Annotated in this window: 22 protein-coding genes; 10 read left to right on the top strand and 12 right to left on the bottom strand. The window is 66.8% G+C overall.

Translation table 11 applies throughout. The annotated features are described in order from the left end of the window. Positions 1–40: 40 nt before the first annotated feature. Positions 41–973, bottom strand: a complete 933-nt coding sequence (locus tag C8E99_RS13160; RefSeq protein WP_245952335.1) for an HNH endonuclease — start codon at positions 971–973, stop codon at positions 41–43. A 229-nt stretch (positions 974–1,202) separates the two neighbouring features. Next, on the bottom strand, positions 1,203–1,433 hold the full coding sequence (locus tag C8E99_RS13155; protein WP_170144608.1) for a nitroreductase family protein: 231 nt from the start codon (positions 1,431–1,433) through the stop codon (positions 1,203–1,205). A 415-nt stretch (positions 1,434–1,848) separates the two neighbouring features. On the opposite strand from C8E99_RS13155, the gene C8E99_RS13150 reads away from it, so the two are divergent. The 4 genes from C8E99_RS13150 (at position 1,849) to C8E99_RS13135 (ending at position 6,264) form a co-directional block, all read left to right on the top strand. Continuing rightward, positions 1,849–3,480, top strand: a complete 1,632-nt coding sequence (locus C8E99_RS13150) for a flavin-containing monooxygenase (protein WP_115932664.1) — start codon at positions 1,849–1,851, stop codon at positions 3,478–3,480. A gap of 12 nt (positions 3,481–3,492) precedes the next feature. Continuing rightward, entirely contained in the window at positions 3,493–4,464 is a 972-nt protein-coding gene (locus tag C8E99_RS13145) for an ABC transporter substrate-binding protein (RefSeq protein WP_115932663.1), read from the top strand. Continuing rightward, complete coding sequence (locus tag C8E99_RS13140) at positions 4,454–5,308, top strand: alpha/beta fold hydrolase (RefSeq protein ID WP_115932662.1); 855 nt, start codon at positions 4,454–4,456, stop codon at positions 5,306–5,308. The genes C8E99_RS13145 and C8E99_RS13140 overlap by 11 nt, the downstream gene beginning before the upstream one ends. A gap of 122 nt (positions 5,309–5,430) precedes the next feature. Further along, the gene (locus C8E99_RS13135; RefSeq protein WP_115932661.1) at positions 5,431–6,264 is read left to right on the top strand and encodes an IclR family transcriptional regulator; all 834 of its coding nucleotides are present in this window, start codon (positions 5,431–5,433) and stop codon (positions 6,262–6,264) included. A 14-nt stretch (positions 6,265–6,278) separates the two neighbouring features. Here C8E99_RS13135 and chcB2 read toward each other — a convergent pair whose 3' ends face one another. From chcB2 to C8E99_RS13105, 6 genes are all read right to left on the bottom strand, one after another. Further along, a complete protein-coding gene (gene chcB2, locus C8E99_RS13130; RefSeq protein ID WP_211309048.1) occupies positions 6,279–7,178 on the bottom strand; it encodes a cis-4-hydroxycyclohexanecarboxylate dehydrogenase in 900 nt (299 codons plus the stop codon). Beyond that, positions 7,175–8,947: a 4-oxocyclohex-2-ene-1-carboxylate 5-dehydrogenase gene (gene chcC2, locus C8E99_RS13125; protein ID WP_115932660.1), complete on the bottom strand. Its 1,773-nt coding sequence runs from the start codon at positions 8,945–8,947 to the stop codon at positions 7,175–7,177. Before chcC2 ends, chcB2 begins: the two co-directional genes overlap by 4 nt. Positions 8,948–8,991: 44 nt before the next feature. Continuing rightward, a complete protein-coding gene (locus C8E99_RS13120; RefSeq protein ID WP_170144607.1) occupies positions 8,992–10,386 on the bottom strand; it encodes an MFS transporter in 1,395 nt (464 codons plus the stop codon). After that, positions 10,383–10,733, bottom strand: coding sequence for a Dabb family protein (locus C8E99_RS13115; protein WP_115932659.1), 351 nt, complete (start codon positions 10,731–10,733; stop codon positions 10,383–10,385). Before C8E99_RS13115 ends, C8E99_RS13120 begins: the two co-directional genes overlap by 4 nt. Beyond that, a complete protein-coding gene (gene chcC1 / locus C8E99_RS13110) occupies positions 10,730–12,481 on the bottom strand; it encodes a 4-oxocyclohexanecarboxylate 2-dehydrogenase (protein ID WP_115932658.1) in 1,752 nt (583 codons plus the stop codon). Before chcC1 ends, C8E99_RS13115 begins: the two co-directional genes overlap by 4 nt. Positions 12,482–12,651: 170 nt before the next feature. Further along, positions 12,652–13,449 (bottom strand): IclR family transcriptional regulator, encoded by a 798-nt coding sequence (locus tag C8E99_RS13105; protein WP_115932657.1) that lies wholly within the window; start codon positions 13,447–13,449, stop codon positions 12,652–12,654. 92 nt (positions 13,450–13,541) lie between these two features. Between C8E99_RS13105 and chcB1 the strand changes: the two genes are divergently transcribed. The 4 genes from chcB1 to C8E99_RS13080 all read left to right on the top strand — a co-directional run bounded on the left by chcB1 (position 13,542) and on the right by C8E99_RS13080 (position 18,134). Next, on the top strand, positions 13,542–14,387 hold the full coding sequence (gene chcB1 / locus C8E99_RS13100) for a trans-4-hydroxycyclohexanecarboxylate dehydrogenase (RefSeq protein ID WP_115932656.1): 846 nt from the start codon (positions 13,542–13,544) through the stop codon (positions 14,385–14,387). A gap of 778 nt (positions 14,388–15,165) precedes the next feature. Next, the gene (locus C8E99_RS15940; RefSeq protein ID WP_170144606.1) at positions 15,166–15,858 is read left to right on the top strand and encodes a hypothetical protein; all 693 of its coding nucleotides are present in this window, start codon (positions 15,166–15,168) and stop codon (positions 15,856–15,858) included. A gap of 250 nt (positions 15,859–16,108) precedes the next feature. Then, a complete protein-coding gene (locus C8E99_RS13085; RefSeq protein ID WP_115932653.1) occupies positions 16,109–17,182 on the top strand; it encodes an MBL fold metallo-hydrolase in 1,074 nt (357 codons plus the stop codon). Between the two features lie 40 nt (positions 17,183–17,222). Then, on the top strand, positions 17,223–18,134 hold the full coding sequence (locus tag C8E99_RS13080) for a Rossmann-fold NAD(P)-binding domain-containing protein (protein WP_115932652.1): 912 nt from the start codon (positions 17,223–17,225) through the stop codon (positions 18,132–18,134). A 32-nt stretch (positions 18,135–18,166) separates the two neighbouring features. Here C8E99_RS13080 and C8E99_RS13075 read toward each other — a convergent pair whose 3' ends face one another. Genes C8E99_RS13075 through C8E99_RS13065 form a run of 3 tightly spaced genes read right to left on the bottom strand, consistent with a single transcriptional unit; the run spans position 18,167 to position 19,686 of the window. Then, complete coding sequence (locus tag C8E99_RS13075; protein ID WP_115932651.1) at positions 18,167–18,424, bottom strand: Txe/YoeB family addiction module toxin; 258 nt, start codon at positions 18,422–18,424, stop codon at positions 18,167–18,169. Positions 18,425–18,428: 4 nt separating this feature from the next. After that, positions 18,429–18,683: a type II toxin-antitoxin system Phd/YefM family antitoxin gene (locus tag C8E99_RS13070; RefSeq protein ID WP_115932650.1), complete on the bottom strand. Its 255-nt coding sequence runs from the start codon at positions 18,681–18,683 to the stop codon at positions 18,429–18,431. Between the two features lie 55 nt (positions 18,684–18,738). Continuing rightward, positions 18,739–19,686, bottom strand: coding sequence for an aldo/keto reductase (locus C8E99_RS13065; RefSeq protein WP_115932649.1), 948 nt, complete (start codon positions 19,684–19,686; stop codon positions 18,739–18,741). 236 nt (positions 19,687–19,922) lie between these two features. On the opposite strand from C8E99_RS13065, the gene C8E99_RS13060 reads away from it, so the two are divergent. Continuing rightward, a complete protein-coding gene (locus C8E99_RS13060; RefSeq protein WP_115932648.1) occupies positions 19,923–20,969 on the top strand; it encodes an NAD(P)-dependent alcohol dehydrogenase in 1,047 nt (348 codons plus the stop codon). A 52-nt stretch (positions 20,970–21,021) separates the two neighbouring features. On the opposite strand, the gene C8E99_RS13055 is transcribed toward C8E99_RS13060, so the two are convergent. Then, on the bottom strand, positions 21,022–21,900 hold the full coding sequence (locus C8E99_RS13055; protein WP_115933482.1) for a helix-turn-helix transcriptional regulator: 879 nt from the start codon (positions 21,898–21,900) through the stop codon (positions 21,022–21,024). A 213-nt stretch (positions 21,901–22,113) separates the two neighbouring features. Between C8E99_RS13055 and C8E99_RS13050 the strand changes: the two genes are divergently transcribed. Further along, positions 22,114–22,701, top strand: a complete 588-nt coding sequence (locus C8E99_RS13050; protein WP_115932647.1) for a DapH/DapD/GlmU-related protein — start codon at positions 22,114–22,116, stop codon at positions 22,699–22,701. Positions 22,702–22,789: the final 88 nt, after the last annotated feature.

Raw genomic sequence — 22,789 nt, 5'->3', positions numbered from 1 at the left:
AACCGGTCACCAACCTCGAGCAGGAAAACTTCGGCCGCTTCTATGCGACATCGCCGAGAGTCGCACTCTTGAATTTCTCGAAGGCATTCTCCAAGAGGTCTAATCTTGGGCGCTCTGTGTAGCGCTTTGGAAGCGCCATGAGCCTTTTTCCATGGAGTTCTTGCAATCCGTGACGGAGCATCGGGCCGTCCACCTCTTCCAACAGATCCTTCCGGATCTGCACTACGTGGTCGGGACGAATCCCTAGGAAGAAGCTATCAAACGCGGCGTGGTGAATTTTACACATCGCCATTCCGTTGACAACGGATGCAATGCCCAGTTCGTCGCGGTCGGGGACGATGTGAGCGGCATCCAGAAGCTGCGGATGTGCGAGATTGCAGACGGCGCAGTGGTTCTCGTAAGCGGTGAGGACGGTTGATCTAAATACTGGCTGATGAAGCCGCACCTTCGTCTCTCGACGGAGGTAGCGCCGTAGCGACTCTTCCATGACCGAGCCAGTCATCATGTCCGGGAGCATGTCGGTTTCTTCAACGGGAGCCATAGCGAAGCGCCTGTGTTGGACTTCTTCGCGGACGATGTACACGGGGGCGATCACTTGGAAACGTGAGGGATTCATGGCAACACCCACAAACCAGATGAGCGGAAGTCTCAATTCCATGGCCCGCCGAAGTCCTCGATTTTCTGGCTGATTTGGATCATCTCCACGCCAGGCATACCGGATGAGGCCGTCTGCCCCGATGTCGTCTTCGTAAGGCCGTTTCTGGCCTGGCATACGGTAAACGGTTTGAAAGGACAACGCAGCGTCAAAACCCCGGGGCTTGCGGATTCCCTGTTGGGTCGACTGCAACGTGAACGAATCTCCGCGGAACCGAAAATCGAGGATTTCGTCACGCGTTAGAGGTTCGAGACCATCGCTTGTTCGTTCTTTCAACCACTCGATGGCCGATTCACGTAAACCAAGCGGCTCATCCACGAGTACTTCCATCCTGCCCAGCGGGGGTATCTATCGTCCAAGGGATTCAGTCACGACCTGCTGAGAACATACCCGAAAAGACGATTTCGGTCATTGTTCAATCCAAGAATCGCACGCTTTCCCCCAGCTCGGCCCGCGGGACCCGGAAGGCGTTGGCTGCGGCGTCGGTGTCCTCATAGCCCAGCGCCACAGTGGCCACGATCCGCTCATCGGCCGAAACCCTCAACGCCTAACGCAGCGCCGGCGCGTATAACGCCGGAGCCGCTTGTGGGATGGACGCAAGGCCCAGCGACTCGGCAGCCAGCAACAGCGTGACGATATACGCCCTGATGTCCACCTCCCCATACTCCCGCAGCTCCTCAGCCAGGGTCACCACCTCCACGTGTGGGGCGCCGAAGAACCGGAAGTTCTCCAGGTGCTGGCGGGCGCGCTCTTCGCGCTTCTCCCGGCCGATACCCACGGCGCCGTACAGCGCGAACCTGGCCTGCCGGCGTCGGGCCAGCCGTTCCCCGGTATAGGTCTCGGGTCCAGCAGCTCCGGCGGCTTTCCTGCGCCCGAGGTGACATGCGCGGTCAGGGCCTCGCGGGTCAGCTCGAGAGTGTCACCGGACAGCACATCGAACGCCCACGGCGGGGCGTTGCACCACGTGGCGGTGCGCATGACATCGCCCGACATCTCTACCGCAGAATCAGGGTGCTCACGCCTCGGTTCCTCCCAATATTCTCCGTGGCCGACGCTGATCCAAGCTTGCCGCGGCCTCCTCCAGGCTGTCAGCTTCCAGTTCCCTCTCTCGGTCACCGAGAGGCCTGCTGTTTCGTGCCTCACTTCTGCGGAGGCTATTGGGAAGCCAGAATTCGGAGGGAACAGAGGAACGTATGAGCACAGAATCCATCCAGCAGCATGATGCGCCCCTTGATCAGCACTATGATGCCGTCATCGTGGGAGCGGGATTCGCCGGGATCAGCTCTCTCTTCCATCTCCGGAAGATCGGCTTGAAGGCGATTATCCTGGAGGCTTCCGAGGGCGTAGGCGGCACCTGGTTCAACAACCGGTACCCTGGGGCTCGGTGTGACATCGAGAGCCTCGACTACTCGCTCTCTCTGAGCGAGTCCATCCAGCAGGAATGGAAATGGCCGGAGCGCTATTCCGACAGTCGGAGTATTCAGAACTACTTGGATTACACCGTGGATGAGCTCGAATTGCGCGAGAACATCCGGCTGAGGACCACAGTCACGGATGCCACGTACGACGAGATGAAGAACCGTTGGACCACCACTACAGGGGACGGGTCGAACGTAGGGTCTAAGTTCCTGGTCCTGGCCACCGGCGTGTTGTCCGCTGCGCAGATGCCAGAGTTTCCGGGTCATGACCTCTTCACAGGAAGGATCCTGCACACAGCGAGCTGGCCCAAGGATTCGGTCGACTTCACGAACCGCAGGGTTGCGGTGATCGGGACCGGCTCCTCGGCTACCCAGCTCATCCCTCTCGTCGCCGAGCAGGCGTCTCAGCTCACAGTTTTCCAGCGGACGGCCAATTTCGTCATGCCGGCAAGGAACGGCGCACTGGAGGCGGCCACAGATCAGGAATGGAAGTCCCGATACGCCGAACGGCGCGCGAAAGCCCGGGCGTCCTCGAACGGACACAATCAAGAGCCTCCTCACGGTCCCGGCAAGAACCTCTCCTCGAGTGAGCGAGACCGTGAGCTCGAGAGCCGCTGGGAGGCCGGCGGGCTGAACATGATGCGCGCATTCACTGACCTCCTCACCGACACCGAGGTCAATGACTACGCCAGCAGGTTCGTGGCCAACAAGATCCGCCAGACCGTGCAGGACCCAGAGACTGCCGAACGGCTCATTCCTGTCGACCTGCCGATCGGGACCAAGCGGCTCTGCTCCGGGACGAACTACTACGAAACCTTCAACCGTCCCAACGTGTCGCTAATCAGCGTCGCCAAGGAACCCATCAAGGGGATCACCGAACGGGGAATGACCGTCGGGGACACACACTACGAGTTAGACGACATCATCATGGCCACCGGGTTCGATGCCATGACTGGCTCCTTCCTACGCATCAAGGTTGTCGGACGCAACGGCCAGACGCTCCAGGACCATTGGGAGGGCGGGCCGCGAACCAATTTGGGGCTGATGACGGATGGCTTCCCCAACCTATTCTTCCTGTCCGGCCCACAGACCCCGTCGGTCTTCAGCAACATGGCCACCACGTCGGAGATGCACGCCGAGTGGCTGGCGCGGTTCCTCAAGGACCTGGGAATCGCAAACCTGAGCACCATCGAACCGACGCAGAATTCGGTCGATGCCTGGGTCGACCACGTCACGGAGACTGCGAGCAAGACCCTCTATGCAGATTCGAGGAACTCGTGGTTCTGGGGCGCCAATACCCCAGGAAAACCTCGTGTTTTTATGCCATACACCGGCGGCGTTGAAAACTACAACAGCTTCCTCAGCAATTCGGTCAATGACAATTACTCGGGTTTCGTCCGAGCCTGAAAGGAACACAACATGAACAAAAAACTCCTGCCCGTCCTTGCGTTGCTGGGCACTCTCTCAGTTGCCGGTTGCAGCACCGGCACACCGTCCGGGACCGAAGCCAGTTCGACCGAGGCCGGTGCAACAGCTGCCGGTCTCGAAAAAGTCGTGGTCGGCAGCATTCCTTTCGCCGAGACGGCGACCATCCAGATCGCCATGAACGAGGGCATCTTCGAGGAGCATGGCCTTGAAGTGGAACTGGCCGATGCACCCGGCGGAGGAGCGGGACTCATTCCCGCCGTCATGTCCGGCGACCTCGATATCACCTACTCGAATTATCCCTCCGTGCTCCAAGCCATAGACAAGGGCCTCCCCCTGAGCATCATCCGAGAGAATGACCGCGGCGGCGCGCAGGGAATCTACGTCTTGAGCGACGGTGATATCGACGAACTCTCTGATCTCAAGGGCAAGCGTGTTGCCGTCAATGGGCTCGGGAACATCATGGAGATCACCTCCCGGTCCGTCCTGGAGGAGCACGGCGTCACGGGTGTCGATTTCGTGGAGATCCCACCAGCCCAGATGGAGGCGTCCGTGGAGAACGGTAACGTGGACGGCGCTTGGCTGGTGGAGCCCTTCGTCACCATGGCCACCGCTGACGACGGCCTCACGAAGCTTGTCAGCGCATTCGAGGGGACCACGGAGAACGTCCCGGTGGCCGGGTGGGTGACCAGCGCGGAGTTCCTCAACGAGAGCCCGGACACGGTCAATGCCTTTGTCGACGCACTCGACGAGGCCACGGCACGAGCCGCGGAGGACAAGGACCTGCTCAACAAGACCCTGGCGCGGTACACCTCGATCTCCCCTGACGTTATCGAACAACTGAACCCGATCGGCTTCTCCGTGGAGAGCGACTACGAGGGACTGGACACTCTCAACGAACTCATGGTGAAGCAGGGACTCATCAGCGAACCCGTCGATCTGGAGGCCGTGACCCATGAAAGATGACAGCGTGCTCAACGCTTATGCAGTCCGAGACGTCCACGTCCAGACGGGTAGCTTCGGCACCCATTGCCTGTTGGTCGGAAGCCCGGAGAACCCACCACTCGTCCTCTTGCGCGACGGCGCCTGGGGCGGATCAGCGCGGGTCAGCTGGGGACACCTGATGGAGCGATTTGCCGAAGACTATTATGTGATCGCTCCCGATCTCTTGGGGTTCGGCGAAAGCGACAAAGCCGTCTTCTTCGACCGCAGCACATACTCCTTTCGGATCGACCAGGTCGCGGCACTCCTGGAACAGCTCGAGGAGTCCCGGCCGATCAACCTGGTCGGGACATCGTTCGGCGGTTCGATGGCCCTCCGCATCCTCGCGGAAGGCTCCTTCAACCTGCGCCGCGTTGTCTCCATCGCCGGTACTGGCGGTCCCTGGAAGACCCCGGCCATGCTGGAGACCCTGGGGTTCTGGGACGGATCGCGACACGATCTTGCGCGGGTGCTCGGAAACCTCATGGACAGCACCTCCTTGGATTTCGAGGATCAGCTCGATCTCCGGCTCGCCTCTGCCAACACTGTCGGCCACTATCGGGCCGTCCAGGCCGTCTCGGTGTCTGTGCCTGCGAGCTTGCGCCAGACCGTCAAGGATGATTGGCCCGAGGCACTAGGACGGTCGGCAACCTGCCCGGTCATGCTCGTCGCGCCCAATGGCGACACCTTGTTCGAGCCGGAGTGGCCGGACCGGATTGCGGCACAGCTCGAGGACTGCACCATCAGCAGGATCGACAGTCTTCATAGTCCGAACCTGGATGCGCCGTCTGAATTGCTGGACCGAATCAGGCAGTTCCTGAACTCGTAGAGTAGGTGATGAGTGGCATCAGAGCCACGGCGGTGGAGGTTTAGGGAGGCGACCGCGAAAACTGGTCTCCTCCTCGAACCTCAAACTAGAGAGTGCAGCTGGTGCAACAGGTACCCCCCTCCATGGTTTCCCGCGTCGCCATGATCCTGGAGAGCTTCGACTCGTCTGTTGAACTGAGCGCCTCAGAGATCGGACGCGCCACGGGCATCCCGCTTCCGTCTGCCCATCGAATCCTTCAAGAGCTGGTCAGAGTCGGCTTCCTTGAACAAGATGAAGGCAGCCGAGGTTATCGGCTGGGTCTGCACCTCTGGGAGTTGGCTCGTCGAAACTCCACGCATCTGGAACTTCGAGACGCCGCCATTCCTCATCTGGAGCGCCTGCAGTCGCGATTTCGCTGCATCGCCCAGTTGGCGGTTCTCCAGGGGACCGACATCGTCTATCTCGAGCAGGTGGGCGATCCGAGCTCCGTCCCCAATGTCACCCGCGCTGGCATCCGGCTGCCCGCGGTGGCCTGCTCGCCGGGCCTTGTTCTCGCGGCCTTCTCGTCTCCTGATCGCCAGCAAGAGGTCCTGAATTCGAAGAAGGCGCGATTCACCGATCACACTGTGGTCGACAAGGGCCGGTTACAGGAAATCGTGCTCAAAGCCCAGCAGGAGCACTCGGTCACTGTTGACGGCTGGCTGCACCCGGAGACGTCTGGGATTGCCGTGCCCGTCTTTATGAGTTCTGGAACGGCCATCGCGTCCTGTTCCGTTCTTGTCCGCAGCGACTCTCCCGGCCGCAATGCCATCAAGGAACAATTGATGCTGACCGGGCGAGAACTCGCGAAGACGATCAAGACTCGGCGAATCGGCGTACCCGACTCCTCGTTGGAGATGCTCAAGATGCGGCTCAGGTCTTTATCCTCAAGCAGGAAGATCTGGCCTGCCCCCGGGACTGCTGCCGGCCCTGAGTGAATCACGCTTGTTGTCTACTGCGCCACGTATCCGCCATCCACGGACCACACGGCGCCCGTGACGAAACCGGCGGCATCCGAGGCCAGGAAGCAGATGACCTCCGCGACCTCCTCGGGAGTACCCAGGCGGCCGATCGGCTGGCGGGCGGTCATCTGGGAACGCACCGACTCATCCAGCCCGGCGGTCAACGGCGTCTCCACGTAGCCCGGAGCCACTGCATTGACGCGGATCCCCGTGGGTGCGTAGCCCAAACCCGCGGAGCGGACCAGGTTGGCCACCCCGGCCTTCGCCGCCGAGTACGGGGCGGAGCCGGCCTGGCCGACGAGTCCGAGGATCGAGGAAACCGCCACGACGGTTCCGCTCCCCCGGCCGTCATCTGCAGCAGCCATGTGCCGCAGCGCGTGCTTCAGGGACAGCGCCACCCCGGTCAGGTCGATGTCCAGCACGGCGTGCCAGTGGTCCACGTCCAGCTCGTGCAGGTGCCCCTTGCGCTCGGCGATGCCAGCGTTGGCCACCAGCACGTCCACGTTCCCGGACCCACCGGCGCCACCGGTCGCGCCGCCGAACTCCGCAGCCGCATCCATCAGCGCCGCCACGGAATCCTCCTTGGCCACGTCGCACCGCACGGACAGCGCCCGGCCCCCAGCGCCCTCGATCTCAGACACCACCTCCGCGGCCCGCGGATCCACGTCCCCGATCACCACGGCGGCCCCGCGGACAGCCAGCATCCGGGCGGTCGCCGCCCCGATGCCACCGGCCGCGCCGGTCACCACCGCCGTGCGCCCCGCGAACGGCAAGGGATCCACACCCAGCCCCGCGCCCGGGGTGAACGGGGCACGCGGCCGGGGGCCGGCGTCGGGCCTCTGTTCAGAAGACGTCCCGGCGCCGGCCCCCAGCGAATCGGCCAGGCTCAAGCCTTGACCTCCATGGCCCGCTCCAGGGCCTCGGCGGAGCCGGACTCGGCGGCGAGCTCGGCGATGTCCCGGCCCATGCGGTAGCCGAACACCAGGGCCGGGCCGATGTGCGAGCCGTAGCCCGGGTACCCGCCGCCGAATACCGAGACAGCCGCGGCACCCACGGAGTACAGCCCCGGGATGCGCTTCCCGTCCTCGCGGATCACGGCGTGGCGGGAGTCCACGTCGATCCCGGCGAAGGAGCCCAGGTCCCCCATCCGCACCTTGGCGGCGTAGAACGGGGCCTTGTCGATGGTCGCCAGGTTCGGGTTGGGCTTGTGGTCCATGTCCCCGCGGAAGTGGTTGTACGCGGTGGAGCCGCGGCCGAACTCGGTGTCCTCGCCGGCCTCGGCGTCCCGGTTGAACGTGGCCAGGGTGGCCTTCAGCCCTTCAGCGTCCACGCCGATCTTCCCGGCCAGTTCCTCCACGGTCTCGCCCTTGACCAGGTAGTCCGCGGCGTAGAACAGCTGGCGCGGGATCGGGGTTGGCTTGGCGAAGCCGATGCCGTACTTGCGCATCAGCTTCTCATCGCCCACGATCCACGCGAACACCTCGCGCTCACCGGACATGTGGTCCAGCATCTGCCGGCCGAAGTCGTGGTAGCTCAGGGCCTCGTTGCCGAAGCGCTTGCCGTGCTTGTCCACGGTGATCATGCCGGGCAGCCCGATCTGGCGCAGGTGCGGGAAGAGCCGCTGGGCGCGCGTGACCAGGTCCTTGAACACCGTCACCGGGGCCCAGGAGCCCGGGGAGGAGACGTCCGCGTTGATCCGCCCGCCCACAGCCATCGCCATCCGGGCCGAGGAGCCGTCATGGCCCTGGGTCGGGGTGAAGTGCTGCCCGCCATTGCGGTCGTGCGGGAAGTACTGCTTCCGCAGTTCCGCATCCCCGGAGAACCCGCCGCCAGCCAGCACCACGCCGAGCCGGGCCTGCACGGTGCCGGCCCGCTCACCGGAGAGGACCGCGCCGGTGACGGCGCCGTCGTCGTTCGTCACCAGTTCCTCCACCGGAGTGGAGGTCCACACCCGCACCCCGGCGTCCAGCGCGGAGGCGACCATGCGGGTCATCAGCGCCGAGCCGTTGGTGCGCTTGAGGGGCTGCTGGAACAGGGCGGTGTCCACCCAGGTGCGCAGCAGCTTCGAGGCGGTGTAGGTGAAGGCCTTCACGGACTGGTTGGCCTTGAGGATGGTGGCCATGTCCGGGCCCACCTGCGGCATGTACCCGAACACGGTGTAGGAGCTCAGGTAGGGCTGCAGCTCCTTGCGCCGGGAGCCGAGCATCCGGATGTCCGCGTCGCTCGGCAGGATCGCGCGGCCGCCGAGCTTCGCCCCGGGCAGGTCCATCTGGTAGTCCGGGGCCTTCTCCGGGTAGGAGAACACCACGGAGGTGTTGTCCTCGAAGAAGTCAACAGCTTCCGGCACGGTGTCCAGGAACCCGGCCACGCCCTCCTCGTCGTAGCAGTCCCCGGAGAGCGCCTTCAGGTAGGTCTCGGCCTCGGCCCGGGTGTCCCCCGTGGCGGCGGTGCCCTTCGGGTTGCCCGGCACCCAGGACCAGCCCGCGGACAGGGCCGTGGTGCCGCCGAAGTGCTCGGACTTCTCCGCCACGATCACGTTCAGCCCGTCATGGGCGGCGCGCAGGGCGGTGGCCATGCCGGCGGCGCCGGAGCCCACCACCAGGACGTCGCACTTGTGCACGGTCTGGGTTCGGTCTGCGGCGGGGGTGTTCTCAGTCATGTGTTCTCCAGAGGTCGGGGAAGCGTTCGGGGTCGCGGCCGGCGTCAGATCCGGCCGGTGCCCTTGAGGTAGGGCTCGCCGAGCTCGGCGATGGGGGTGTGGGCGGTCTCCCGGGAGGAGAAGCAGGCCACGGCGGCGATCAGGGCCACCACGCAGCCGAAGATGGCCACGGGGACCCAGCCGAACGTGCCCGCACCGAGCAGCATGCCGCCGATCATCGGGCCGAAGCCGGCCACCATCAGGCCCAGCTGGTTGCCCATGGCCATGCCGGTGTAGCGGACCGGGGCGGCGAACAGCTCGCCGAAGAAGGAGGTCCACACGCCGTTGAAGCCGGAGTACAGCACGGTCATGAACAGGAAGGAGGCGGCGAACACCAGCCAGATGTTCCCGGTGCCCAGGGCCAGGAAGTACAGGAAGATGCTCACGGAGCAGCCGATCATGGCGGTCAGCATCAGCGGCTTACGCCCGATCCGGTCCGAGAGCCTGCCGGCGAACGGCATGAACACCATGGACAGGCCCACGGCCACCGCGTTGACGGTGAGGATGTCCGTTCGCTCGAAGCCGCCGTGGTCCACGGCGTAGGACAGCCCGAACACGGTGAAGATCGTCTGCATCACGGAGAACGCGGACATCAGCAGCACGCGGAACACGTCCCCGCCCTGGTACTTCAGCACCTCACCGGCGGGCAGCTTCTTGACCTCGCCGGCCTCCGCCACCTCCTCCTCGAAGACGGGGGTCTCGTCCAGCTTGGTCCTCACGTAGAAGGCGATGGCCAGCACGAAGATGGAGAGCAGGAACGGGATCCGCCAGCCCCAGCTCATCAGCGCCTCTTCCGGCAGGGCCGCGATGGGGATGAACACCACGGTGGAGAGCACCATGCCGGCCGCGTAGCCCATCATCACGAAGGACGTGAAGAAGCCGCGGCGGCCCTCCGGGGAGTGCTCGATCGTCAGCGAGGAGGCCCCCGCGGACTCGGCGCCGGCGGAGAAGCCCTGCGCCAGACGGGCCACCACCAGCAGCACGGTGGCCCAGATGCCGATCGAGTCGAAGGTCGGCAGCACGCCGATCGCCAGGGAGGCCAGTCCCATGATCATCAGGGTCACCAGCAGCACGTTCTTGCGGCCCAGCCGGTCCCCGAAGTGGCCCATCACCAGGCCGCCGAGCGGACGGGCGATGTACGCCACGCCGAACGTGGCGAAGGAGGCGATGGCCGCGATGGCCGGGTCGCCGCCCGGGAAGAACAACTGCGGGAACACCAGGGCGGCGGCGGTGCCGTAGATGAAGAAGTCGTAGTACTCCATGGTGGAGCCCAGGAAGGAGGCCAGGGCCGCCTTCTTCGGCGTGCCCTGGTGCTCCGTCACGACGTCGGCCGGGTCGGCTGCACCGGTCCGGCCGGCGTGGGCGCCGGTTCCGGTGGGAGAGGGGGTGGTGGTGCTCATGAGTCGTCCTCGGTGGTGGGGGTGGAGTGGGTGAGGGTGCTGCCGGCGTTGCCGGCGGGAAGCTCGAGGTCCACGTAGGCCAGGTCCCGCACGTTCGGCAGGGAGAAGGGCTTGATGGCCTCGTGGGCGGGGTGGGTGTTGTAGACGGCGAGGGCCTCACGGTCCTCGAAGTCGGCGATGATGACGTGGTCCCAGGACTTGTCCGTCTTCAGGACGTCCGGGCCGTGCTGCAGTGCGAGCAGGCCGGAGATCTCGCCCTGGAGCCTGTCCAGGCCATCGATCCACTGGGCGCGGATGTCCTCGGTGAAGGAGTCCTTCCAGCGGAACATCACGATATGCCGGATCATGCGGACACCTCCTCGAGGTCTCGGGAACCGGACCGGTCAGCGTCCGGCGCGTGGACGGCGTCGTCCCCGGTGTACTCGGCGGGCTGGCCCGCCAGCCGGCGGCCGGCCAGGTAGGCCATGGTCATCAGCGGGCCGAGGGTGGCCCCGGCGCCCGGGTAGCCGGCGGCGTAGGGGCTCTCGGTGGTGTTGCCGGCGGCGAACAGGCCCGCGATCGGGGCACCGTCCACGTCCAGCACCTGGCCGTCGCCGTCCGTGGCCACGCCGCCGCAGGTGCCGAAGGCGCCGTTGACTACCTCGAGGGCGTAGTACGGGCCGTACTGCAGCGGGCCGAGGGAGGGGTTGGGCCACTGGTTCTCGGCGTCCCCCCAGTAGCGGTCGTACTCCGAGGTGCCGCGACCGAAGTCAGGGTCCTCCCCCATTGTGGCGTGCTCGTTGAACCGCGCCACCGTGGCCTCGAGGGCCTGGGCGGGCATGCCGGTCCTCTGCGCCAGTTCGGCCAGGGTGGGTGCCTCGATGAGCCACTCCGGGGTGGGCTGACCGGCCCGGTGGTCCAGGATGCCGTAGCGCTCCAGGTAGGACTGGTCGAAGACCACGTGCGCCGGGGTGTTCAGCGTCTGGTTGTTGGCGGAGTCCCAGGACTGCAGCACGCGCGCCAGGTCGTTGTAGTTCTGCGCCTCGTTGGCGAAGCGCTGGCCGTGGCGGTTGACCATGATGGAGCCGGGGCCCTGGCGCTCGAAGCGCAGCAGCGAGCCGATCTGCTCGCCGTCCCGCATCCCACCGGTCAGGGACATGGGCGCCCACCAGGCCTCACGGGTGCCGCGGGTCATGGCGCCGATGCGCTGGGCCATCTTCAGGGCGTCGCCCGTGTTCGAGGGCGGGGAGCACATGGTGTAGAGCCGGGTGGCGAGCATGGAGTCGGCCAGGGCCTTGTCCCACTCGAAGCCACCCGCGGCCAGCATCACGCCGGCGTTCGCCTGGACCTCGGTCCCGTCCGCCAGCACGACGCCAGCCACGCGCCCCGCGGAGGTGCCCGCGCCGCAGTCGTGGGTCCCAGTGGTCAGCAACCGCTCCACGCGGGCGTCCACGGCGAACTGCACGCCGCGCTCGAGGCAGGCTGCGAGCAGCATGGCCACGAGGGCATGGCCCTTGGCGGCATAGCCCTGGGCCTGGCGCTCGTTTAGCTCGTCCCAGGGGAAGGTGGTGAAGGCACCCCAGTCCTCGTACTCCTGCATGGTGTACGGGTGGCGGCCGTCGCTGCGCAGGTACTCGGCCAGATCGCCGAGGGCCTCGCGGTAATTGAACAGCTCCGGCTCCACCGTGCGGCCGCCCGTGACGGCACCGGGCAGATCCTGGCGGTAGTCCGGGAAGTTGTCCAGGAAGATGAAGCGCACGCCAAGCTCGTCCTCGGCGAAGCGGAGCATGGTGTCCCCGTGGTCCAGGGCGGCGTCCAGCAGCTCGGCGCGGCCGCGGCCCCGGGCCACGGCCTCCACGTACTCGCGGCCGGCGGCCTTGGAGTCAGCGATCCCGGCCTCACGGGCGTAGTGGTTATCCACCACCCAGAGCATGCCGCCGGAGACGGCGGAGGTGCCGCCGAGCAGCTCGGACTTCTCCAGCACGAGCACGGACTGGCCGGCGCGGGCGGCCGTGGCGGCGGCGGTCAGTGCGGCGGCACCGGAGCCGACGACCACGACGTCGTAGCGGCCCGTGGTCTTCGCGGCCTCGGCGGGGTCTGCGGTGAGCAGGCGCATGAGTGGTTCCTTCGATCAGCGGTGGTTCTGGGGTGATGCGAGTCACCAGAAGCATTGACCCAGAGCGTGACACCGATCACGTCCGCACGAAGAGGGGGTGTCCCGTTGATTCGAACACGAGGGTCCGTTCATCGGGACATGGAGGTCACGGGAACATCCTGGCCCGGCGATCAGCGACTGGCGGGCTGGCTCCGACGCTTCATCCCGGGCACGGCGGGATCATGGCCCAGGCGGCGTTCGAGGGCCCGGGCGGTCATCTGCATCTGCGGCACCAATCCCGGGAGATTCTCCTGACCCCGCGGAACGATCGCCGAGAGGGTGGCCACGGGGCTCTCCCGCCCGGCGAAGATCGGCACCGAGATGCCACTGGATTCCGTGACGATGATCCCAGCCATGGAGCAATACCCGTTCTTCCGGATGGTGGCGAGCAGGCCCCGCAACTGGTCCGGGTCCGTGACGGTGGCATCCGTCAGCTTCTCCAGCCGCCGGCTCAAGAACCGCTCTTGATCCACCTCTGGCGCGAAGGCCATGAAGACCAGGCCGGCAGAGCACCCGTGGACGGGGAGGCGTCCGGCGATTCTGGTGATGTTCACCACGGATTCCTCGGAGGCCAGCCGCTCGATGTACAACACATCGGTGCCTTCGAGCACGCCCAAGGACACATGGTGACCGGTGTGGGCCAGCAGGTCCTCCATGATGGGCAGTGCCTCTTCTCGCAGGCCGGCCGCCCGGGAGCCGCGTGAGGCCATCTCCCACAGTCGGTGCCCGTGCCGCAAACGGCCGGAGGCATCCCGGACCAGGAGCCCTTCGATCTCGAGCTCCGCCGCCAGCCGGTGCACCGTGGACACCGGCAGGTCGATCTGGCGGGCCAACTCCCGCAGATGAAGGGCCGGAGTGTCATCACTGAAGGCCGCCAGGATCCGCACCACTCGGTGGATGACGGATTCACCGGAAGACGAGTTGGCCACGGCATGCCTTTCGTCGGAAGAGCGACCCCGATCATACCGATCAATGGAACACCCTGGCGACTCCTGTCCGCGCCACCTCTAGCGTTCCGGCCATGACCGACACTGACAACGCCACCAGCGCACCTGCCGCCGCAACCCCCGTCACGAGCGACAACACAGCCTCCCGGGCCGCGAGCTTCTCTGGCCGTGTGGCGGGGAAGGTCGTGCTGATCTCCGGGGCGGCTCAGGGCATGGGCGCCTCGCACGCCCGCGCGCTGGCCGCGGCGGGAGCGAGCGTCGTGATCGGGGACCTCCAGGCAGAGGCCGGCACCGCCCTGGCCGAGGAGATCAATGCCTCCACAGGCCGGCGGGCCGCTGCCTTCACCCCGCTGAACGTGACGGACTTCGAGGGCTGGACGGCCGCCGTCGGGCACTGTGTCCGGGAGTTCGGGAAGCTGGACGTGCTGGTCAACAACGCGGGGATCTACACGCCCGGCAACGTGGAGGACGCCACGGTGGAGGATTGGTCCCGGACCATCGAGATCGACCTGACCGGGACGTTCCTCGGCATGAAGGCCGCGGTGCCGGATCTCAAGCAGCAGGAGACCTCCTCGATCATCAACGTCTCTTCGATCGCCGGGCTGGTCGGCTTCAAGAACCGTGCCGCCTACTCCGCCGCGAAATGGGGTGTGCAGGGGCTGACTAAGACGTCAGCGCTGGACTTCGGCGCTGACGGGATCCGGGTGAACTCCATCCACCCGGGCTCCGTGGAGACGCCCCTGACCGCCGGCCTCCAGCGCGGCTTCGGGCAGGTGCCGGCCGGCCGGGCTGCCCAGGTTGAGGAGATCAGCTCGCTGGTGCTCTACCTGGCCTCGGACGAGTCCCGGTTCATCTCGGGTTCCTCGATCGCCATCGACGGCGGCGAGACCGCGGGCAACAACCTGCGTCAGGACTCCTGACCGCGGGCGCGGCGCCGCGGTACAGATCCGCGGATCCCCGTGGAGATCAGGCGAGGCCTGGAATGAAACGCAATCAAAACAACACTGGTGTAGTTCACAACGCACTTTCTTGAAACCCTTATCTTGTCCGTACCTGTTCCTACCGTGATTCTCGTCAGCACCCGACGCCCCTGGCACGCCAGCCAAAGGGCGGAGGGAACCCTTCACCCCCTGAGGAGAATCAACAGTGGAACAGCTTCCCCCGCATCCACCCCCCGGCCCCGCGCCGTCTCGCGGTCCTGACCAGGACCCGGGGAGCAGCAGTCCTGAACCGGCCGAGCCCGGGCAGCGCGAGGAACAGAGGCGTCAGACCATCCGAGCCGCCCTCTCCGATGCGATCCGGCACCTCGCCGACACCGGGAGCGTCACGGCACAGGAGAACGACCGCGCCGCCCCCCGCCCTCGGACCGGTGGCGCCACAGCACCGTCGGCAGGGTCGGCAGGGTCGGCAGGGTCGGCAGACGGGACCGGACCCGCCCAGTAGACGATCACCCCGAACGCGCCATCTCCACAGCGGCGGTCTCCACACCATCCCCGGTGTGGAGGCCGCCGTTGTTGGTGCCATCCGTCCCGCATTCGGCACCTCGAAAACCGGACTTGATAACCACACCAATGTAGTTTCGGTGAATTGCTTATCTTGTCCGCGCCTCTCCATAGCCTCTACTCGTCATCGACCCAGCACCCCCGGCACACCAGCTGGCGGGCCAAATGTCGCCCCTTAACTCCAGAGGAGAAACCCATGAAACCGCTTTCCCCGCACACCCCAACACCCACCCCCACCCCGCAAAAGCCCTGGTACCGGCGTTGGTGGGCATTCGCCCTGGCCATCGCCGTCGTCATGGGTGCCGCGATCGGCGCCCTGAACGCCAGTGGAGAGGAGACCGCCTCGACCACAACAGGGCAGTCGCCGGTGCCCACGCGTAGCGCGGAGCGCGCGGAGGCCGAGACGTCCACCTCGCCGACGCCGGAACCGTCACCGACCTCGAGCTCGGCCACCCCGACGCCCACTCCGACCCCGACCCCGACTCCGACTCCGACCCCCACGGAGGAACCCGACATCCCGGCCGATCCGGCGGACTACGAGAAACTCGGCACGCGCGATCTGGCCCTGATCACCAAGAATCCGGACAGCCACGTCGGCCGCCAAGTCCAGATCTATGCCAACATCACGCAGTTCGATGCGGCCACGGGTGACTGCATCTTCCGTGGCAACACGGCCTACACGAACATGGCCGATTCATGGGACTACGAGCACAACTCGATGTTCATGGGCGAGGGCGGAGCCGGTTGCGAGGCCCTGAGCGACTTCGTGGCCGATGATGAGGTGTTCGTCCTGGCCACGGTGGGGCCGTCCTACTCCTACGACACCCAGATCGGCGGCTCCACGACGGTTCCCACGTACCTGGTGGACGGGGTCGAGCTGGTCCAGTAGGCGATCGGCCCCAACGCACCGTCTCGGATTCGACGGTGGCGTCCGCACCATCCCCGGCGGACGCCACCCTCGTTCCCGGCCTGGGCCTGTGCGCCCCCGCGGAGGCTGCCGGCAAGCTCGCCGACCTGGTGTACGGCGCGTCCGGTCCCCCTTGAATCCGCGCCCACCTCCCTCCATAGTGATTGCTGGCAGCGTGACGCCCGTCACGCCCGACAGGCTCCGCATCGGCCGACTCACCCCTGGAGGAACCATGACCGCCACCCACCGCCCCTCGCGACGGACCGTCCTCGGCGCCGGGGGTGCGGCCGCCGTGGCCGCGCCATTCTTCGGAGTCGGAGCTGCCGCCGCAGCCGAACCGGTGCTCGCCTCAGCGCAGACGGTGCCTGATGACGGCATGCACCTGGTCACCCTCGGAACCGCTGCCGGACCGGCGATCCGCGGGACCCGGCACGGGATCGCGAGCGCCGTCGTCGTCGATGGGCTGCACTACCTGGTGGACTTCGGACTGGGAATGCCCCGCCAGGCTGCGGAGGCGGGCCTGACCGGCAACAAGCTGCGTCAGGCGTTCGTCACGCACCTGCATTCGGACCACATCTCCGAGCTGACCGCCTACATGCTCTACAACTGGGACACCCCGGTGCAGGGCGTCACCTCCCGGGTGGGGATCATGGGCCCCGGCCGCGCCCGCCTGCCCAGGGGCATCCGGCCGGTCGTCTCCCCGCCGCAGACCGGCATGAGGGACGTCATTCAGAACCTGATGCGCGCCAACGCCTATGACATCAACATCCGCACCACGGACGAGGCCCGGATCCCGCTCGATGAACTCTTCGAGGGCGTGGACATCGAGCTGCCCCGGCGCCCGCGGGCGGATCCGGACCGCAACCCCGTCCCGGACATGGAGCCGTTCACCATCTACGAGGACGACCGCGTGCTCGTGAAGGCCACCCTGGTGGAGCATCTGCCGGTGTTCCCGTCCTTCGGGTTCCGCTTCGAGACGGAGTATGGCGTGATCACCTTCTCCGGGGACACCGCCGAAACGCCCAACATGGTCCGCCTCAGCCAGGACGCCGACCTCCTGGTCCACGAGGTCGTGAACATGGACTACTACCGGGACCAGGACTTCACCGAGGAGTTCCTGCACCACCTGGAGTCCAGCCACACCACGCCCGAGGGGATCGGGCGGATCGCAGCTGAGGCCGGGGTCAAGAAGGTGGTGGTCAGCCACATGGCTGGCGTCTTCTCCGATGCCGACCTGGCCGGCATCGCCGACACCTACGACGGGCCCTACACCCTGGCCGCCGACCGGCAGCTCTTCAGCGTCTGACCCTGCGCATGACGGAGGCCGGCGCGGATAGACTGCGCGAATGTCCGCTCCTCCCCCCTCCCAGCGCACCCCCGGCCGCACCCTGCTCGTGGGCTGCGGCGCCCTCGGCACCCGGCTCGGGGAGCGTCTGACCGCGGACGGCGGGGAGGTGTTCGCCCTGCGCCGCACCACGGCCGGGCTTCCCGCCGCTTTCACCGTCCTGCCGGTGGACCTGCAGGCGCCCGTGCACACCGCCCTGCCGGCCGTGGACGCCATGGTCATCACCCTGCCTCCCGGCGGTCCGGTGTCCGCCCCTCTGGCCGGCCCGGCGCCCGGCTCGGAGCCCGCCCAGAATCCCGGGCACGACGACGGCTACCTCACCTCGCTGCGGAACCTCGCCGCCGCTCTGCCGCAGGTCCCACCCCGCGTGGTCCTGGTCTCCTCCACCCGCGTGCTCGGCGGCCACACCCACGGCCGGCCCCTCACCGAGCAGGACGCGCCCGCCCCGATGGGCCCGCGCGCCACCACCCTGCTCGAGGGGGAGCGGCTGGCCACGGAACTCTTCGACGCCATCATCCTCCGCCCGGCCGGGATCTACGGGCCGGGGCGCGAGATGCTGCTGCGCAAGGCCCTGGAGGGCGCCCCGGTCCAGTACGCCCGCCGCACGAACCGCATCCACGAGGACGACCTGGTCCGCACCCTGCACGCCCTGCTCATCACGGAGGATCCGCCCCGCCTGCTGCACGCGGTGGACCAGGCACCGGCACCGCTCGGCGAGGTCATCACCTACATCGCCCACCGACTCGGGGTCCCGCCACCACCGGCCATCGAGCCAGCAGAGGCGACCGGCACTGTCCTGGACGGCGCGCGGCTCCTGGATTTCCTGGGCAGCCTGGAGCACCCCACGTTCCAGTCCGGCTACGGCCAGCTCATCGCCGCCCGGGGCGGGACAGGATCCCCGGAGCAGTCTTAGGGCACGTGGTGACCCGCTGCCTGCCCTCGCTGTCAGCCGTAGTGGTATCGGCAGGCCGCGATGCGCGTTTCGTCGTCTGCACATTTATAGACGAGCCGGTGCTCATCCGTGATGCGTCGCGACCAATACCCGGCGAAGTTGTGTTTGAGGGCCTCTGGCTTGCCGATCCCCTCGTTGCCGTTCCGCTGGATGTCTTTGATCAGAAGATTGATCCTCTTCAGGACGTGGCGATCCTGCGCTTGCCACCACAGGTAGTCCTCCCACGCGTTCTCGCTCCAGATCAGCAGCACGTCGTCAATCCTCGATGAGGTCACGTGCCGTTCCGTGGCCGGACTCCAGGGCTTCCATAGAATCCAGCAGACGGCGGGCATTGGACGGCGAGCGCATGAGGTAGGCCGTTTCCCGCAGGGACTCGTAGTCCTCCAGCGAAACGATCACCACGGACTCATGACCCGAACGGGTCACGATCACTTCTTCGCGGTCGTTCACGACGCCGTCAAGGACTTCTGCGTACCGCGCCCGCGACTCTGTATAGCTGATGGTTTTCATGGCTCCTCCTGTACGGATTACTGTACAGCCAATTTCTTCGTCACGTCCCCGCAGGTCAGGGGACGTGGTGGCCGGCCGCCTGGAGCAGGCCGTACCACTCGCCCCGGGTGAGCGGGAGGTCGGAACCGGCCACCGCCTCGGCGATCCGCTGCGGATTGGTGGTCCCGAGCACCACCTGCATGTTGGCCGGGTGACGGGTGATCCAGGACGTGGCGATCGCCGTCGGGGTGACGCCGTAGTGCGTGGCCAGCCGGTCCAGTTCCGCGTTGAGCTCCGGGTGGTCCTCGGAGCCGAAGAACACGCCACCCTGGGCGCCCCTCTGGAAGGGTGACCAGGCCTGGACAGTGATGCCGTGGAGGCGGCAGTAGTCCAGGATCCCCCCGCCGTCACGGGTCAGCGAGTCCTCCTGGCCGGCCATGTTCGAGGCCAGGCCCTGGGCCACGATCGTCGAGTGTGTGAGGGAGAGCTGGACCTGGTTGACGAGCAACGGCTGGCGAACGGCACTCTGGAGCAGGTCGATCTGGCGCGGGGTGTGGTTGGAGACACCGAAGGCCCGCACCTTGCCGGCGGACTCCAGCTCGTCGAAGGCGCGGGCCACCTCCTCCGGCTCCACGAGGGCGTCCGGGCGGTGCAGGAGCAACACGTCGATGTACTCGGTGCGCAGCGCCCGCAGCGACTCCTCGGCGGAGGCCACGATGTGCTCGTAGGAGGAGTCATAGTGCCAATCCCGGTCCACGATCCCCGTCTTGGTCTGCAGCGTGATCTGCTCCCGCTCGGCGCTGCTGAGGCCGAGCGCCTCGGCGAAGACACGTTCGCAGTGGTGGTAGCCACCGGGGTGGTTGAAGCCGTAGAGGTCGGCGTGGTCGAAGAAGTCGACACCGGCCTCCCGGGCCGCGCTGTAGAGCGCCCGGACCTGCTCGGGCGTCTTGTCCGCGATCCGCATCATGCCGGCGATGATGTTGGGCGCTCGGGTCTCGGTGCTGCCGAGGGGCACGGTCTTCATGGGGCTCCTTACCGGTGGTGCTCACGGTCGGTCAGGCAACGGCCGACGTCGTCGTCCCCATGATGCCGCGTGATGGCGTTGCATGGCAGGGCTCACCTTGTCCTGAGGACTCCATCACAGGGGTACTGCCAGAGACTCCCTGCCCTGTCAGTCCGGTGGTTGACTGGTTCGGTGGCCCCGGCGGGCAACCCCTGCGGCGGCCACCTCCATCCGGACAGACCGTGCAAAGGACCTTGATGACTGCTGTTCCCGCCTACATCGCCGCCAACGCCACCGACCCGATGACCCTCGGGACCATCGAACGGCGCCCGGTCGGCCCCCATGACGTGCGGATCGACATCCGCTGGTCCGGCATCTGCCACTCGGACATCCACACCGTCCGAGGTGACTGGGGCCCGCAGCCCTATCCGCTGACCGTCGGCCATGAGATCGCCGGGATCGTGGCGGAGGTCGGCTCTGAGGTGACCACCCATCAGGTGGGCGACCGAGCCGGCGTCGGCTGTCTGGTGAACTCCTGCGGCGACTGCACCAACTGCGCCAATGGGGATGAGCAGTACTGCCTCAACGGCTCCGTGGGCACCTACGGCGCCACGGACCGGGACGGCACCATCACCCAGGGTGGCTACGCCACGGGGATCGTGGTGGACGCAGACTTCGTGCTGCGCATCCCCGAGTCCCTTCCCTTCGAGGCCTCGGCCCCGCTGCTGTGCGCCGGCATCACCACCTACTCCCCGCTCAAGCATTGGGGTGCCGGGCCGGGCAAGCGCGTGGGGGTGGTCGGCTTCGGCGGGCTCGGGCACATGGCCGTGAAGATCGCCCACGCCATGGGCGCCGAGGTCACCGTGCTCTCCCAGTCCTTGCGCAAGCAGGAGGACGGCGAGCGCCTGGGCGCGGACCACTACTACGCCACGAGTGACCCGGAGACCTTCACTGCTCTGTCCAAGAGCCTGGACCTGATCATCAACACGGTCAGCGCCCCGGTGGACGTGGATGCCTTCCTGGGCCTGCTGGCCGTCAACGGCGCCCTGGTGAACGTGGGCGCCCCGGCCGAGCCGATGAGCCTGAACGTGGGCTCCCTGCTGGGTGGCCGCCGCACCTACGCCGGCTCCATGATCGGCGGGATTGCCGAGACCCAGGAGATGCTGGACTTCTGCGCCGAGCACGGCATCGGCGCGGAGGTCGAGGTCATCAGTGCCGAGCAGATCAACGAGGCCTGGGAGCGGGTGTTGGCCTCGGATGTGCGCTACCGCTTCGTGATCGACGCCTCCACGTTCACAGCCTGATCCGGAACCGCCGCTGCGTGCCCACACGGACGCAGCGGCGGGTCGACCTCTGTCACCTTCGCTGGGCGTCAGCCTCCACCTCACTCGCCGCCAGTGACGCCAGCAGTTGCAGCCGCTCTGCCGACGCCGAGCCCGGCTCGGCGGTGTAGACCACCACGGCCAGCCCTTCCTCGGCGGTGATGGCCAGCTCCTCGTAGGCCAGCACCAGCTCGCCGACCTGCGGGTGGTTGAAGCGTTTGGTGCCGGCGCCATGGGTCCGCACATCGTGGGCGGCCCACAGCGTCCGGAAGGCCTCGCTCTGCGTGGACAGCTCGCCCACCAGGTCCTGAATGCCCCGGTTCTGGGGGTCCCGGCCGGCCTCGGCCCGCATGCTGCCCACGCACATGTGCGCAAACCGGTCCCACTCCGGGTAGAAGTCCCGGGAGGCCGGGTCCAGGAACTGGAACCGGGCCAGGTTGGGTGTGCGGCCGCCGTCGCCGATCACCGGCGAGTAGAACGCGCGCCCGAGGCGGTTGACGGCCACCAGGTCCTGGACCGGGTTCCGCACGAAGGCCACCGCGCCCTGCATGGACTCCAGCGTCCATTGCAGGCTCTCCCGTGGCTGACGTGGAGCGGAGGCGGGCCGGCGGTGACGCCCGGACGTCGGGATGCCGTCGGCGGCCCGGGCCAGGTCGAACAGGTGGGCCCGCTCGGTCTCGTTGAGCATCAGGGCGCGGCTCAGGGAATCCAGGACCGACGCCGACGCCCCGGCGATCGCGCCGCGCTCCAGCTTCGTGTAGTACTCCACGCTGACCCCCGCCAGGGTGGCGACCTCATGGCGCCGCAGCCCCGGCACCCGGCGGTTCCCGCCCGCCGGCAGCCCGGCCCGCTCCGGGGTGATCTTGGCGCGGCGGGACATGAGGAACTCGCGTACCTCGGCTCGATTGTCCATGACGTCAGCGTAGCCAGATCCGGGGACGGCGACGGAGTCCACAGCGGTACCCCTCTCGGCAGGGACTCCCCCGCCCCCGGTGACGGGTGGTTGTCTGGAGCCAGACAAGGAGCCCCACCCTTTTCGTTTTCAGTCGAGTTTGGGTGGGTGTTTGGCCCACATACCCACGCAAACTCGACTGAAAACCAAGCTGTTGACCGACAAGGAGAAGCGATGGAACTCGAGGACCTGCTCGACGCCCTGAACGCCGGCGAGACCATCACGGGCGATTCGCCCCTGCACGCGGTCATGCACCGCACCAGCCAGGAGGCGCTGCGCATCACCGGGGAGCTGAACGGCGGTTACCACGAGCCGGCCCGGGTCCGGGAGCTGCTGTCCGAGCTCTTCGGCCGGCCGGTCCCGGACACGGTGATGCTGTTCCCGCCGTTCCGGACCGACTTCGGCAAGAACACCGTCCTCGGCGAACGGGTCTTCCTCAACTCCGGCTGCGCCTTCCAGGACCAGGGCGGCATCACGATCGGCGAGGGCTGCCAGATCGGGCACAACACGGTCATCGCGACCCTGAACCACGCCCTCGATCCGGTGCACCGCCTGGACATGCTCCCGGCGCCCGTGGTGATCGGAAACAACGTGTGGGTCGGATCCAATGCGACGCTCCTGCCGGGCGTGACCATCGGGGACAACGCCGTGGTGGCCGCGGCCGCCGTGGTGACCAAGGACGTCCCGGCGGACTCCGTGGTCGTCGGCTCCCCGGCCCGGGTGGTGCGGTCCGTGACCGGGGAGCCGGACGTCAGGCCTTAGCCTGAATCCACCGATGTGGGGTGAGAGCCGCTCAGCGTTTTAAGGGCGGGATGCCCGTCTGATCAGGGAGAATAGGACTTGTCGAGAG

The organism is Citricoccus muralis (genome assembly GCF_003386075.1).
Taxonomy (GTDB): domain Bacteria; phylum Actinomycetota; class Actinomycetes; order Actinomycetales; family Micrococcaceae; genus Citricoccus; species Citricoccus muralis.
The sequence above is the reverse complement of the archived record's forward strand: the minus strand, read 5'-3'. Positions and strand labels throughout refer to the sequence as shown.